12 protein-coding genes are annotated in these 14,118 nt (G+C 48.3%); 4 read left to right on the forward strand and 8 right to left on the reverse strand.

Annotation, left to right across the window (positions count from 1 at the left end; all coding sequences use genetic code 11):
* Nucleotides 1-76: 76 nt before the first annotated feature.
* Nucleotides 77-430, reverse strand: coding sequence for a DoxX family protein (locus ABEW34_RS23515; RefSeq protein WP_430161904.1), 354 nt, complete (start codon nt 428-430; stop codon nt 77-79).
* 154 nt (nt 431-584) lie between these two features.
* On the opposite strand from ABEW34_RS23515, the gene ABEW34_RS23520 reads away from it, so the two are divergent.
* Complete coding sequence (locus tag ABEW34_RS23520; RefSeq protein WP_430161906.1) at nt 585-929, forward strand: winged helix-turn-helix transcriptional regulator; 345 nt, start codon at nt 585-587, stop codon at nt 927-929.
* A gap of 296 nt (nt 930-1,225) precedes the next feature.
* Here the strand turns inward: ABEW34_RS23520 and ABEW34_RS23525 are convergent, their stop codons facing one another.
* Both ABEW34_RS23525 and ABEW34_RS23530 read right to left on the reverse strand, forming a co-directional pair.
* Nucleotides 1,226-2,155: a DNA-binding domain-containing protein gene (locus tag ABEW34_RS23525; RefSeq protein ID WP_430161908.1), complete on the reverse strand. Its 930-nt coding sequence runs from the start codon at nt 2,153-2,155 to the stop codon at nt 1,226-1,228.
* A 4-nt stretch (nt 2,156-2,159) separates the two neighbouring features.
* Nucleotides 2,160-3,431, reverse strand: coding sequence for an ATP-binding protein (locus ABEW34_RS23530; protein ID WP_430161910.1), 1,272 nt, complete (start codon nt 3,429-3,431; stop codon nt 2,160-2,162).
* A gap of 240 nt (nt 3,432-3,671) precedes the next feature.
* Between ABEW34_RS23530 and ABEW34_RS23535 the strand changes: the two genes are divergently transcribed.
* The 3 genes from ABEW34_RS23535 to ABEW34_RS23545 are packed head-to-tail and all read left to right on the forward strand — an operon-like array spanning nt 3,672 to nt 7,857.
* A complete protein-coding gene (locus ABEW34_RS23535) occupies nt 3,672-4,937 on the forward strand; it encodes a cation:dicarboxylate symporter family transporter (protein ID WP_430161912.1) in 1,266 nt (421 codons plus the stop codon).
* Between the two features lie 24 nt (nt 4,938-4,961).
* Entirely contained in the window at nt 4,962-6,383 is a 1,422-nt protein-coding gene (gene aspA / locus ABEW34_RS23540; RefSeq protein ID WP_430161914.1) for an aspartate ammonia-lyase, read from the forward strand.
* Nucleotides 6,384-6,429: 46 nt separating this feature from the next.
* A complete protein-coding gene (locus ABEW34_RS23545) occupies nt 6,430-7,857 on the forward strand; it encodes an NAD-dependent malic enzyme (RefSeq protein ID WP_430161916.1) in 1,428 nt (475 codons plus the stop codon).
* A 130-nt stretch (nt 7,858-7,987) separates the two neighbouring features.
* Here ABEW34_RS23545 and ABEW34_RS23550 read toward each other — a convergent pair whose 3' ends face one another.
* The 5 genes from ABEW34_RS23550 to ABEW34_RS23570 form a co-directional block, all read right to left on the reverse strand.
* Nucleotides 7,988-8,680, reverse strand: coding sequence for an MIP/aquaporin family protein (locus ABEW34_RS23550; protein WP_430161918.1), 693 nt, complete (start codon nt 8,678-8,680; stop codon nt 7,988-7,990).
* A 371-nt stretch (nt 8,681-9,051) separates the two neighbouring features.
* Nucleotides 9,052-9,858 carry a carbohydrate ABC transporter permease gene (locus ABEW34_RS23555; RefSeq protein WP_430161920.1) on the reverse strand — a complete coding sequence of 269 codons (807 nt, stop codon included), beginning with the start codon at nt 9,856-9,858 and terminating at the stop codon, nt 9,052-9,054.
* Nucleotides 9,855-10,742, reverse strand: coding sequence for a carbohydrate ABC transporter permease (locus ABEW34_RS23560; protein WP_430161922.1), 888 nt, complete (start codon nt 10,740-10,742; stop codon nt 9,855-9,857). The genes ABEW34_RS23555 and ABEW34_RS23560 overlap by 4 nt, the downstream gene beginning before the upstream one ends.
* 87 nt (nt 10,743-10,829) lie before the next feature.
* Nucleotides 10,830-12,206 (reverse strand): ABC transporter substrate-binding protein, encoded by a 1,377-nt coding sequence (locus ABEW34_RS23565; RefSeq protein WP_430161924.1) that lies wholly within the window; start codon nt 12,204-12,206, stop codon nt 10,830-10,832.
* Nucleotides 12,207-12,375: 169 nt separating this feature from the next.
* Entirely contained in the window at nt 12,376-14,118 is a 1,743-nt protein-coding gene (locus tag ABEW34_RS23570; RefSeq protein ID WP_430161926.1) for a sensor histidine kinase, read from the reverse strand.

Below are 14,118 nucleotides of genomic sequence, written 5' to 3' on the forward strand. Positions count from 1 at the left end.
CTCCACCACAACAAAACAGCAGCCTTTTCCGTTTATATTCGGATGGGATGTTGTTTTTATTTGATAGAGCTACTACCTAAAAACGACTGATCGCAACGAATACAGCGACCGCGAAAAAGACGATGTTCACGCTGATTTCTCGATATTCCTTACGCTTTATGTGAAAGAGGGCACCGAAGAGAACGACTACGGCAAGTGCTGTTGCGGCTATTGGCGTCAGCACTGGTGAGATATTTGTCGCTTGAGGCAGAATGATTCCAATTGCGCCGAGCAGTTCTGCTAATCCAATAAAAACAACGAACCCTTTTGAAACGTCCTTTACCCATCCCCAAGAAGCTTTGGCTTTTTCATACTGAAATGCTTTCAACCATCCTGAGTAAACAAAACCCAGTGCTGCTAGTCCTTGAACGATCCATAACGCGATATTCATGAATAAAGCTGCCTCCTAACTACTTATTTGCTACTTGCTACAGGTATAATAGACCTTAGTTAATGATTTAAGGAAGTAGGCACTTTATCTAAACATAGTTAACAAAAGGTTACCTTAACCAAGCATAAGGAAATGAGGAAATGGGGGGCTTTTAATGAAATCATATTGCAAGTTTGAATCGGCACTGGATATTTTAGTGGGGAAATGGAAGTCGGTCATTCTGCTTCAGCTTATTTCGAACGGCATCATGAGATTCAGCGAGCTGCAAAGAGCAATACCGGATATCAATAAAAAGATGCTCACGCAGCAATTAAGAGAGCTTGAGTATAACGATATCGTTTATCGCAAGGTGTATAACCAAATTCCGCCGAAAGTGGAATACTCCATTTCAGAATACGGTAAAGGCTTAAGTACGGTGTTGCAGGCACTTAACGATTGGGGAGAGACCCATAGCCAGCATATGATTGAGCTGCACGGGGAAGATCGTTCAGGGGATTAATTTGGGTGAAGATTGTGGGAATCGGAGCTTATTGCTGATATTGGCCGTCATGGGTAGAGCGCGTCAAGCGAAAATGTATAGTTAATAGGAGTTGAAGCGTCGAAGCACAATGATGTGTCTTTGACGCTTTTTTTGAAATATAGGAAAGAATATGATTTTTCCGTCCTTTCTCTATATTTCTCGGACTGAAACGCGCTGTGCCGCCAGAGGACGGCGACAGCCTGTTCACTTTGGTCTTTATTTTTATAGAAGGCGGTTCTACAGCAGGATGGATAGGAAATTTTTTACATACAGGCTTACCGCTGGCTCATTAGCTTTTTAGCTTCAAAATAAAGCACTTGAATAAATTTCTTGGTATTTTGCCTAATCAAGCTGGCGGAATCCGCTTCTTCATTCTCCAAGTCCTTCATCCGTTTGCGGATATCGCTCAAATCAAAAAACTTATTCGCATATTGCTCGAATTTCGGGTTGGAGTAATCAATTAATCCCAGGGAGGCTAAGTGGGTCAGCGCTTGGTTCACTGTCCGCCGTACCCGCTGCTCGGCGGCTTTTCCCTCCTTTTTTAAGTCGCTCTCAGAAGCGTTGGGGCCTAGCCTTTTCAAGGCGAGCTGCTTGTAGGTTTCTTGAAGCGGAGGGAAGCCCTGCTCCAATGGGTGTTCGCTATCGTAACGGAACAAATAATCGAGCATCTCCAGCAAGTCCTTGCAGCCAGCTTCGCCGATTAGCCCAAGGTCGGATAGCACGTAGTTTCCGCAGGTGGTGATGCTTTTATCATTGGGAGCGGCTTCTTGCTTCGTTAACTTGCCATCTAAACCTAAGGCGCTAAGCGATTTTTGAATATCCCGAAGCGATTGATGCAAGCGCAGCAGCTCGGAAACCTTGCGAATAACCGAAATAAATTCCAAACGGTTTATAGGCTTGGTGATATAATGTTCAATTCCGAAGGAATAGGCTTTGCCAATCATGTCCTTCGACTCCACTTGAGACAGCATGACGATTTTTCCTTTGAAGCTGCCCGCAATTTCTCGAACGGTTTCGATGCCATCGCGAATAGGCATCAGCAAATCAATCAGAACGATATCCACCTGCTTGAGGTCAAGCAGCGTGTTATCGACATGCGCCCCGTCTTCGGCTTCCCCTACAACACTTCCTAAATCCTCATCCTCAATCATTTGCTCCAGCATGGAGCGTACGGCCGGATCGTCATCGATTATAAAGAAACGCATGATGCTAATCCTCCTTTCCTATTTGACCCACAGGCAGTGTGATCGTGAAAATAGTGCCTTGCTCGCCGCTGCCGGCCTGAACCTCGACGGTTCCAAGCAGACGCTCCGTCTCTTGCTTGACATAAGCCAGGCCAATTCCCGTAGATGGGTTGCCGGATTTATCGTATTTTGTCGTATATCCGGGTATGAAGATTTTCTCCCGATACTTGGGTGCAATTCCTGGGCCATTATCGGCTACGCGGAAAACGACAGCCTCCTGCTCCCGTTTAACCTCCATTCGGATAGACCCCGCTTCATTTAGTGCCTCGACCGCATTCACGACCAAGTTATTGAGCAAGGACAATGAAACGTATACGTGACACAAAGGAAAGACACCCTCCGTATGCAGCGAAAAATCGATCTGCTTGCCGAGCGAGCGGGCATATTTCTGATTCGATCGTAGAACAATATCAACTAATGCCTCCAATGGCATATAGTCGCTTTCGTGGGATATTAAGCCGGACAGCCCGGCATAAATGCGTTGATTGTCCTTTTTGATATCGTGAACCTGTCCAGCAATTTGTAGAGCCTTTTGAGCTAGCTCATCAAGCGGCTCGGGTTGTTCAGCTTTTAAAGATTGATATAACCCGTAGCTGTCCCGGTCGATATTCTCCGCATTGTGCAGCGTTTTCTTCAATTGAATGGATTCCTCGTACAGCTCCGAGATAAGGAGAAGCATCTTCTCGTTTTCCTTACGCGTCAGCTCCTCGGTCGCTTTCGCCTGCCTCAATTTGACCAAATTGAAAAATCCAAGAACAAAGAAGCTTCGAAAACAGGCTATGAGAAAAATTTGATTCCAGGTGGAGAGGCTAGTCATCTGCTCCGTTATGGAATAGCGAATAAGCAGCTCTGCCGTCGTTGCAGCGAGTTCAACCGTCACGCCTAATAAGCCGAGCAGCAGCGGCCGATTATGGTAGCGGTTCATTCGAACGGCTCTAAAGGCTAAGGCATAGGTCAAATAATAAAAGAAAACCGGATAGTGGTGCTGAAAAGCAGCGTCCCAGCTCCAAAGCGGCCCAATAGCGACCTCAAGTCCCGTGCGAAAAAAAGTAACTGCCGCGCCAACGATGATACCGGAGACAAGTGGGGAGGGGGACCGGAGCCAGAGCAGGAAGAGGAAAAAGGCCGGCGTCCCCAGACTGACCCGGAAATCATTGTGAAACGGGTAAAAATTCAATTCTCCTGCAATAGGAACCGAAATGACCATCAGCGTGAATAGAAACCATTTTTCTTTCAATGCAGCTTTGCAGCCTCCTTTCTTGCACGACGTAACAGTCATTCGACATCATTTTCCATATTCCTCTGTAAAAAGCTTTCTTTCTTCCTCCTCATTATGCCGAAATTAATAAATTCTTATAACGAATATGTAGATTCAAATAGATTTGTGTAGCTTGCCCGTACAATGAAACCATTCAAAGAAATAGCGAAATTAAACAATATGAAAGCGCTTAATAACCTACAGAAAAGGGGAAGCATGATGAAAAAATTTGGTTTGGCTTTTCAAATTTTAGTCGGCCTCGTATTAGGGGTAGCTGTAGGGGCTATCTTTTATGGCAACCCAACCATCGAAAGCTACTTGAAGCCGGCGGGGGACATTTTCATACGATTGATCAAAATGATTGTCGTTCCCATTGTCGTTTCCTCTCTGGTTGTCGGAATAGCTGGTGTTGGAGATATTAAAAAACTCGGCAAGCTGGGCGGGAAGACGATTCTTTATTTTGAAATCGTGACGACAGCAGCCATTGTTTTCGGCCTGCTTATCGCGGATATTTTTCAGCCCGGAGCTGGCGTTAATATGACGGGGCTAGCCAAGTCGGACATCTCGAGTTATGTGGAAGCAACGGAAAAGGTGACCAGTCATAGCTTTATCGATACCTTTGTAAATATTGTTCCAAAAAACATTTTCGAATCATTAGTAGCTGGCGATATGCTCGCCATCATCTTTTTCTCGGTATTTTTGGGTCTGGGCATTGCCGCTATCGGTGAGAAAGGGAAGCCGGTTCTGGCTTTTTTCCAAGGCCTTGCCGAATCGATGTTTTGGGTAACGAATCAAATTATGAAATTTGCTCCGATCGGCGTTTTTGGATTAATCGGCATGACGGTATCTAAATTCGGGATTGCCTCGCTGCTTCCTTTGGGAAAGCTAGTATTGGCCGTGTATGTGGGCATGATTCTGTTTGTAGTGCTTATTCTTGGCCTGATTACGAAGCTATGCGGAACTAGTCTTATATCGATCATTCGCATATTGAAAGATGAACTCATACTCGCATATTCGACAGCAAGCTCCGAAACAGCGCTTCCCAAGATGATGGAGAAGATGGAGAAGTTCGGAGTTCCGAAGTCAATTACCTCTTTCGTCATCCCGGTCGGATATTCGTTCAATTTGGATGGGTCTACCCTGTATCAAGCAATAACGGCATTGTTTATCGCGCAAATGTACGGCATTCACATGCCGATCAGCTCTCAAATTATGCTGGTGCTTGTACTGATGCTGACCTCAAAAGGAATTGCCGGGGTGCCGGGCGCTTCATACGTCGTTCTGCTGGCTACTCTTGGGTCTGTCGGCATTCCGCTCGAGGGGCTTGCCTTTATCGCGGGTATTGACCGCATTTTGGATATGGCCCGTTCAGTAGTCAATGTCCTTGGAAATTCCATCGCTACGGTTGTAATGGCGAAATGGGAGAAACAATATGATCAGAATAAAGGACAACAATATTTGGAGACGCTCAAAAAAAGTTCGTAACACCATAACAAGGGGGAATGTTCAATGTCAGCTCATTTTAGAATTGAAAAAGATTTCCTTGGCTCTAAAGAAGTGCCGGAAGACGCCTATTATGGCATTCAAACGATGCGAGCAGTAGAAAACTTTCCAATTACCGGCTACCGCATTCATGAAGAGCTGATCCGTGCGATGGCTATCGTTAAACACGCGGCAGTTGAAGCGAACATGGAGATTAGACAGTTGAACCCGGAAACCGGAAAAGCCATTATGCAAGCGGCGCAGGAAATTATAGATGGAAAATGGCAGGAGCAATTTATCGTTGACCCGATACAGGGCGGAGCAGGCACGTCCATTAATATGAATGCCAACGAGGTCATTGCCAACAGGGCGATCGAAATTCTTGGAGGAACGAAAGGCGATTATTTTAAAGTTAGTCCCAACACGCATGTGAATATGTCCCAATCGACTAACGACGCTTTTCCGACAGCGATTCATATCGCCGTACTCGTTTTAATTGATAAGCTGCTGGCGACGATGGAGGAAATGCTGGCGGCGTTTCGGAAAAAGGCTGTACAGTTCGATGGCATTATCAAGATGGGGCGGACGCATCTTCAAGATGGCGTACCGATCCGTCTTGGACAGGAGTTCGAGGCCTACAGCCGTGTTCTGGAGCGTGATATTAAGAGGATCAAGCAAACCCGCGGCCACTTGTACGAGGTCAATATGGGGGCAACGGCCGTTGGAACGGGCCTCAATGCCGATCCCCGCTACATTAAGCGGGTCGTTGAATCGCTTGCCGAGCTTAGCGGCTTGCCGCTGATCAATGCAGAACACTTGGTCGACGCTACGCAAAATACGGATGCTTATACGGAAGTGTCTGCAGCGCTCAAAGTATGCATGATCAACATGTCCAAGATTGCCAATGACTTGCGTCTGATGGCTTCCGGGCCTCGTGCCGGATTCGGGGAATTGAATTTGCCTGCCCGCCAGCCAGGCTCGTCCATCATGCCAGGCAAGGTCAATCCGGTTATGGCGGAGGTTGTCAATCAGGTGGCGTTCCAGGTCATAGGCAATGACCATACGATTTGTCTGGCTTCTGAAGCCGGGCAGCTTGAGCTTAACGTCATGGAGCCAGTACTCGTATTTAATTTGCTTCAATCCCTCAGCATGATGAATCAGGTATTTAAAGTTTTTCGCGCTCATTGCTTGGAAGAAATCGAAGCGAATGTCGAGCGCTGCAAAGAGTATGTGGAGAAAAGCGTCGGGGTTATCACTGCGCTCAACCCGCATCTTGGCTATGAGGTCGTAGCCCGAATTGCGCGCGAAGCGATTTTGACAGGCCGTCCGGTTCGCGAGCTATGCCTGCTTTACAACGTGCTGACGGAAGAGGAGCTCCAAATCATTCTTGATCCGTATGAGATGACGAACCCGGGCATTGCGGGAGTCGAGCTTTTGGACCAGAGATAAAAAAGCCTTTTTCATAAATAGAGTGACCAAAAAAGGAGAGAGCGAGATGTCCGTAACAAGTGGTGCCAGCACCTATATGATATTTCGGCTGCAAATTGATAAAGAACTAACTTCTCTCGGCGATATCGCTTCTGCAATTGAAAGGACAAGCGGGGATATCGTGGGAATTGACGTTATCTCGTCGAGCCGTACGAGCACCGTCCGCGATATTACCGTTAACGTATCCGATCAGGCGCACAGCAAGCTGATTGTCGAAGCGCTTCAAAAGCTGCAAGGCGTTAAAGTCATTCATGTCTCGGATCGGACCTTCCTTGTGCACTTAGGCGGGAAAATCGAGATTGCCTCCAAAATACCGGTGAAAAACCGCGATGATTTGTCACGGGTATATACCCCGGGTGTCGCCCAAGTTTGTACAGCAATTGCGGAGCAGCCGAATAAAGCCTACTCGCTGACGATAAAACGTAATACGATTGCCGTCGTGTCTGACGGGACGGCTGTGCTCGGGCTTGGCGATATCGGTCCGATGGCGGCCATGCCTGTCATGGAAGGCAAGGCCATGCTGTTCAAGGAATTCGCTGGTGTGGACGCCTTTCCGATATGCCTGGATACGAAGGATGCCGACGAAATTGTCCGCATCGTAAAGGCAATCGCTCCGGCATTCGGAGGCATCAATTTGGAGGACATTTCGTCACCGCGCTGCTTTGAAATCGAGGAGCGTTTGAAGCGGGAGTTGGACATCCCTGTGTTTCACGATGACCAACACGGAACAGCCGTGGTCATTCTGGCCGGGCTGCTCAATGCGCTCAAAATTACAGGAAAGCAAATGTCTGATATTAAAGTCGTTGTAAATGGCATCGGCGCAGCGGGCATTGCTTGCTCGAAGATGCTTCTGGCTGCGGGCGTGCGCAATTTAATTGGTGTGGACCGCGAAGGCGCCATTAATCGGAACATCTCGTATGGCAATCCGCATTGGACGGCGTTTGCTGAGCTAACGAATCCGCATTTGGAGACAGGCAGCTTGTCTGAAGTGATCAAGGGAGCAGATGTATTTATCGGCGTGTCGGCTCCGAATATACTCAAGGTTGAAGACGTTCAATCCATGGCGAAAGATCCAATCGTCTTTGCAATGGCGAACCCGGTACCGGAGATCGATCCAGAGCTGGCCGAGCCTTACGTTCGAGTGATGGCGACAGGGCGGTCCGACAAGCCGAACCAGATCAATAATGTGCTTTGCTTTCCAGGCATTTTCCGCGGCGCCTTGGATTGCCGGGCGAGTGAAATCAATGAAGCGATGAAGCTTGCAGCCGCTCAGGCGATCGCATCCGTTGTGACGGATGAAGAATTGAGCGAAACGTATATTATTCCGAGCGTATTCAACCAGAAAGTAGTGGAAAAGGTAAGAGAGGCCGTTATAGAAGCAGCCTATCGTACCGGAGTTGCCCGAAAAAAATTGAGAGACTCCAGTAAAGAGTAATTTTAGTAATCGCCTTCTCATCTATTGAGGGGGTCTTTTTTTGTGGAAAAATACACTCAAAAAAAGGGCTGCTGGAACCCCCCAGCAGCCCTCTCCTCCCGAAATTCCTCAAAACGAGCTTAAAATCATTTTAGGCTTGATTCCCCTTAGGGCTGTTCAGCCACTTGTATACAGCAACGGCCAGTACCGAGCCGGCAAGCGGAGCAATAAGAAACACCCACACTTGGGATAGCGCCTCACCGCCAAGCAGCAATGCTGGGCCCAAGCTTCTTGCCGGATTGACAGACGTTCCGGTTAAGGCGATGCCAAGAATATGCACAAAAGCGAGCGTCAGCCCGATAACGAGGCCCGTCACATTTCCATTGCCCTCAGTGGAGGTCACACCCAGTATCGTATAAATAAATACGAAGGTTAAGATGATTTCGACGATGAATGCCATCAGCGCTGAAATTCCGATTCCGTACCCAGGGCCAAAACCATTCTGACCGAGCCCCGTTGTGGGCATGCCAGCGGAGACGATAATCGCGTACAAAATGGCGGAGCCTGCAATAGCGCCCGCGATTTGCGAAACCACGTATCCGATGAAATCCGCCCCCGATAGCTTCCGGCTGATGAGCATGGCGAGTGAAACCGCCGGATTGATATGGCACCCCGATATCGGACCGATGACGTAGGCCATCGCCACAATAGACAGCCCGAATGCCAATGCGATGCCCAAATAGCCAAGCTCAGCTCCTGCTGTAGCCGCACTGCCGCAGCCGAATAGAACAAGGACGAATGTTCCAATAAATTCGGCAGCATATTTTTTGAATGACGCGTTCATAACTTACCTCCCAAGAATTAAAAATCTTTTTGATTATAAAAGAGGCATATCTACAAAAACTGAACATATTTTGTAATGGGGGAATATGACTTTATGACTTCATCCCAAGCAGCTCGGCAATATTTTGACAGCATTGAAGCTGAACACAAGGAATTCCTGCCTTATGCGGAATCGGCGCATTACCGCAATATGAAGAAAAGGAATGTTTTGTTAAGTGGATGTCGGATACCTTTCTAGAGTAGAAAAATAACGAATAGGCTCCCCTTACAGCAGACAGGTTTGTCATAGAACCTGTTGCTGTAGGGAGAGCCTATTCACCTTCTCATATTGAAAGCACAGTATGGCTGGTCTTGGCGGCCTTGCTATAACGTTTAGCCTTTGACCGCACCAGCGGTCAAGCCTTTCATGAACGTTTTCGAACCAAGAATAAACAGAATCAGCACGGGTATGGTTGTCATCGTAAGGGCAGTCATTCGCGCTGCGTAATCCGTCCGGTGAACAATACCCAGATTCGAGATAAAGATTGGAAGCGTGTACCACTCGGACTTGTTAATTGTGACGAGCGGCAGCAAATAGTTGTTCCAGGACCATAGAAACACCAGCGTCGCCAGCGTCGCCAAGCCCGGTTTCATTATCGGCAGTACAATGCGAATTAAGATGCCCGGCTCGGAGCAGCCGTCAATACGCGCGCATTCCAGTAAATCGGTTGGAATCGAATCGCGCATGAATTGGATCATAAAAAATGCACCGAACGGGAAGGCTGCCCAGACGAGAATGACCGGCCACAGCGTATTGCCGACACCGAGATGTCTCATTTCAATAATATAACCGATTAATCCGACCTGGGTCGGTACCATCATCGTAATAATAACGAAGGTCTGAAGCAGCTTGCGGCCACGGAATTCAAACTTCGCCACGGCATAGCCGATAAGCGTGCTGGTAAGTGTCGCCAGCAAGACAGATACAACGGATACGATCAAGCTGTTTCCGTATACTTTTAGAAAATCGGCCTGCAGGACGGTCTTCAGGTTTTCTCCCAAATAGTTGCCCGGAAGAATCGGAATTCCCTTGAATAGATCCTCGCTATAATGCGTTCCCATCACGATCATAATATAGAACGGAAAGAGCGAAAGCAGGGAGATGACAATTAGACAAAACCACATGCTGGCTGTTTTCATCGTTTGTCCTCCTTAGGTGCTGTGAGTTTGTAGCTGAGAATGGAGAATAATACGATTAGCAGGAACAGCGAGTAGGCAATGGCTGAAGCATAGCCGAAACGTGTATTGGAACCGAATGACTCATCCACAAATTTCCAAATAATAGTAAGAGCTGTATTGTCAGGACCGCCTACCTGTGCGGAGCCCGACCATCCGCCGTAAAGCAGCTTTGGCTCATCGAACAATTGCAATCCGTTAATAACGGAGGTGACGACGAGAAATACGATAATATTTCGCAGCAAGGGCATTGTAATTTTGCGGAAGGTATGAAGTCCCGTAGAGCCGTCCATCTTGGCCGCTTCGTATACATCTTGCGGAATGACCGTCATGCCGGCCATGAAAATAATCATAAAATACCCGAGATTGCGCCAAATGACCATTAAAGCGATAATGGCCCGGGAGCCCCAGGGGTCTTGAAGCCAGTAAAAACCTTCTTCCAATAGGCTGAATTTTGTAAGGAGCAGGTTCACAAGACCGGTCTGCCAGTCAAACAAGTAGGAGAAAATAAAGCCGATGGCTACCGGTGTCGTAATATATGGCAGTACATTAATGGTCTGAAATAATCTCTTGCCGCGCGTCAAATGGAAAGTCCAATACGCCAGCGTGAGCCCTAAAATCAAGGTTACTGGAATAAACATCGCCATCATAATCAGGGTGTTCCACAAGGACTTAATGAACAAAGGGTCATTCGTCCAAAGCTGCACATAGTTTTTTAAGCCGATAAACGTCTTGTCGCCTATGCCGTTCCAGTCATGCAGACTGAGCACGAACGAGTAAAGGACTGGATACAATTGAAACGCCGCATACGTCAGCACGAAAGGCAGGGCGAAAAGATAGGGCCACATGCGTGGCCCCCATCTGCGTTTGCTGGATGCGGCGGAAGTCTTAATTATGCGTTCCGCATTCACGGTCATCCCTCGTTTTCCCCAAATTTACTTAATGGTCGCGTCGGACGCTTTGTTTTTCGTTTCCTGGATGAACTTTTGCAGTGCGGAGTCGGCGGTGACCGATCCATCCTTCATCCATAGCGGATACAGAGCGTTAAACACAGAGTCTACGACGGAATCGTATTTGGACTGTGCTTCGCCTTTCATATCCGGGACGATATTTTCGACGAAGTATTTCGCAAGATTTTGACCACCGAAAAATTCATCGTAAGGCCCCGGCGCGTCGATGAGCGCTTTTTGGGTTTCATAGAACGACTTGGAGCTGGTCATGTTGCCGAACGTCTTAAAGTTGAAGGCTGAGCCTTCATCGGACAAGTAAGCGTATTGGATAAACGCCCAGGCAGCATCCTTCACTTTACTGTCCTTGTAAATGCCGATCGCCGTTCCACCGCGAGTGAATCCGCCTTCTGGCGCTTTGAGAAGACCCCAGCGTCCCGATCCGTCCGGATCGTTCGCGGATATATGCCATTTGGCTCCCCATGGTGCCATGGGATAGAACATGAACTCACCTTTCGCCATGGAAGCAGACCAGGCTGGCGTCCACAATTCATTTTTGCCGATAATGCCCGCATCACGCATCTCAAACAAGCGGTTCAAAGGCTTTTGCAGCTTGCTCGTCAAATCGATTTCTGTGCCGTTGACGTAGGAAGCAAAGTTTTGACCTTTCAAAGCGAGAAAGGCGTCGCCCAGACCAGGGAACATGAGCACCTTGTCGGCACTCTTCTCTTTAAGCTCCTTGCCAGCAGCGATGAAATCATCCCAAGTGGAAATCTTTTTCTCTAGCTCAGCTGGATCATCTGTGCCCCAGTATTGCTTAGCCAAATCTCTCCGGTAAGCGAAACCTGCAGGCGTAAGTGATTGATCGACAGCAATGACTTCGCCCTTGGAATTAGAGACGTAAGGCACAACGTAATCTATAATGGTGCTTTTATCGAAGTTATAAGGCGCCGCTTCCAGATTATCGAGCACCCCAAGGTCAAACAGCTTGCCGCGGTAGGCCGACTCCCCAAGAATGACGTCCGGAACGTCAGAGCCGGAAGCGATACCGCTTTGCAGCTTCTGCAAGTAATCGTTCGGATTAACGACCGTTACTTCGACCTTGATGTTCGGATATTTTTTATTAAATTCTACGATCATGCCCTTCTGAAACGCTTCATCCCAATCCCAGACTTTAACGGTGCCGCTAATCTGTGTTGGATCGGTGCTGGCCGCAGTCGACGCCGCAGGAGCAGCAGTGCCTCCGTTGTTGCCAGTACCGTTGTCTCCAGTGGTGTTGTTGCCGCCGCAGGCTGCGAGCAGCCCAGTCAGCATCAGCACAGATACGAAACCGCCCACCCATTTGGCCTTCTTTTTGATGTTCACGTTGGTGAGTCCCCCTAAAATAATTTTGTAAGTGCTTACACTGCTATCGTAACCTAGGACCCTGCTACGCGGTAATCAGCCAAAACGGCGATTTCGTATAAAATCCGGTGATCAAGTCGATTTCACCCACGAAACGGTAGCTTTGCCGCCAGAGGGCAGCGTCAGCCGTTTACGCTTGTTCGATCCAAGGAAGCTTAATTCGTATCAGGGTGCCCGCTCCCCATTCACTAAATACTTCCAAGCGCGCCGAAGCGCCAAAATGGGTCTGCAGCCGCTCCTGAATGTTGGACAGACCGATTCCCCTCGTACGCTCCGGCTCTTGTCCCACCTGTCCCATTTGCATCCTCCAGCCTTCTTCGGGCACCGTCATGCCTTGCCCGTCGTCCTCCACTTCCAAAACAAGCTGTTCCCCGTCCCGGTAAGCCCGCACTATAATCGTGCCCTCCTCTAAATCCGACGGAATGATGCCGTGCACAATCGCGTTCTCCACGAGCGGCTGAAGCGCCAGCCGGGGAACCGAACGGTCAAGCAGTGCTTCGTCGAGCTCCCAGACGAGCCGGAATTGGCCGGGATAACGCGTCTGCTGAATGACCGTATATTTGTCGATGATCCGCTTCTCCTCCGACAGAGGTGCGCGCACAGCTCCCTCCCCCGTCTTGATTGTATTTTGCAATATAGAGATGAGCGCCTGTGTTACTTCAGCCGCTTCTACCCCGCGATTGGCATGGGACAAGTAAATAACCGTATTTAGGGAGTTGTACAAAAAATGCGGATTGATCTGGGCCATCAATAAATCGATCTGCATTTGCCGCTTCACCGTTTCGTTCTGGACGGCAGTGTCCATCAGGCTTTTCAAGTCTCTGACCATCCGATTGAAGCCTGTTCCTAAAATTTCAAGCTCATCCCCGCTGCGAATGTGGACGCTTGTCCCGAGATCGCCGACCGCGACGCGCTTCATCGCATTCGTCAGCCGGATCAATGGCTTCATTAGATTGACAATGATAGGAAGCATGACGATCAGCGTTACAATAATGGCGGTAACAATGATAATGATATAGAAAAAAAACACGCGATTAATTTTCATAAATAATTTGCTCTTAGAGAGCAGAGCCGCCTGTTTCCATCCCTGATTCATTGCATCGTCCATTAGCACGATCGTGCGGGCATCCTCTGCGAATGGCTCGCCGGATTGTAAGACGCTCGTCATGAACGACCGATCCGCATCCGGCAGCTTATCATTAGCCTCAAGCAGCAAGGCGCTTGAGCCAGTGAACAGCTCTATTTGCTCGAAGTCCTGCGCGCTTTGCAAAAAGACGTTAGATAATTCGGAATAGGCGATATCGATAACAAGATAGCTTTCCGCATCTAATTCCTGTCCGATAGGGCGATATTTCAACACGTAACTAAAGACCTGACGGTTACCGCTAATAAAGAAGAACGGATGCGGCTCGCTGTAGGCAGCGCGTGAATTTTTCATTTTCACAAACCAGTCCTGCTTCAAGTATTCGGAGAAGTATTCCTCGTATCCGCTGTAATTTGAATAGGTTTCCTCGTTCGGTGCAACGATCACGACATTCAGAATAAAATTGCTGAGCGCCACGAACCGCCCGAGCTTTTCTTGAACGGCTTGCTTGCGAAAATAATTTACCTCAATATCCTCGCTTGCTGGCGCGTTAATAAGAGCGGTTATCTCCTCGTCGGATACGATGTACTCCGCTGTCTTGACGACTTGCTCCTGAATTTTCTTCAATTGGAACGAAATTTGCGCGAGCTTCGTCCGGCTGTCCTTAATCGATTGCTCGCGTATAATATCCTTGGCGTAGTCATAGATGAAGAAGCCGCTAAGAATAAGCGAAATGGAGACGACTAGAACGGTGCTGGCGATAATTTTGGTGCGTATCCTCATGCGCAT

This window comes from Paenibacillus algorifonticola (assembly GCF_050481745.1).
Taxonomy (GTDB): Bacteria; Bacillota; Bacilli; order Paenibacillales; family Paenibacillaceae; genus Pristimantibacillus; species Pristimantibacillus algorifonticola_A.

Excerpts from the sequence above, each read along its gene's own strand:
- ABEW34_RS23515 (WP_430161904.1), bottom strand. The coding sequence starts at position 430 with ATGAATATCGCGTTATGGATCGTTCAAGGACTAGCAGCACTGGGTTTT.
- ABEW34_RS23520 (WP_430161906.1), top strand. The coding sequence starts at position 585 with ATGAAATCATATTGCAAGTTTGAATCGGCACTGGATATTTTAGTGGGG.
- ABEW34_RS23525 (WP_430161908.1), bottom strand. The coding sequence starts at position 2,155 with ATGCGTTTCTTTATAATCGATGACGATCCGGCCGTACGCTCCATGCTG.
- ABEW34_RS23535 (WP_430161912.1), top strand. The coding sequence starts at position 3,672 with ATGAAAAAATTTGGTTTGGCTTTTCAAATTTTAGTCGGCCTCGTATTA.
- aspA (WP_430161914.1), top strand. The coding sequence starts at position 4,962 with ATGTCAGCTCATTTTAGAATTGAAAAAGATTTCCTTGGCTCTAAAGAA.
- ABEW34_RS23545 (WP_430161916.1), top strand. The coding sequence starts at position 6,430 with ATGTCCGTAACAAGTGGTGCCAGCACCTATATGATATTTCGGCTGCAA.
- ABEW34_RS23550 (WP_430161918.1), bottom strand. The coding sequence starts at position 8,680 with ATGAACGCGTCATTCAAAAAATATGCTGCCGAATTTATTGGAACATTC.
- ABEW34_RS23555 (WP_430161920.1), bottom strand. The coding sequence starts at position 9,858 with ATGAAAACAGCCAGCATGTGGTTTTGTCTAATTGTCATCTCCCTGCTT.
- ABEW34_RS23560 (WP_430161922.1), bottom strand. The coding sequence starts at position 10,742 with ATGTGGCCCTATCTTTTCGCCCTGCCTTTCGTGCTGACGTATGCGGCG.
- ABEW34_RS23570 (WP_430161926.1), bottom strand. The coding sequence starts at position 14,118 with ATGCGCATGAGGATACGCACCAAAATTATCGCCAGCACCGTTCTAGTC.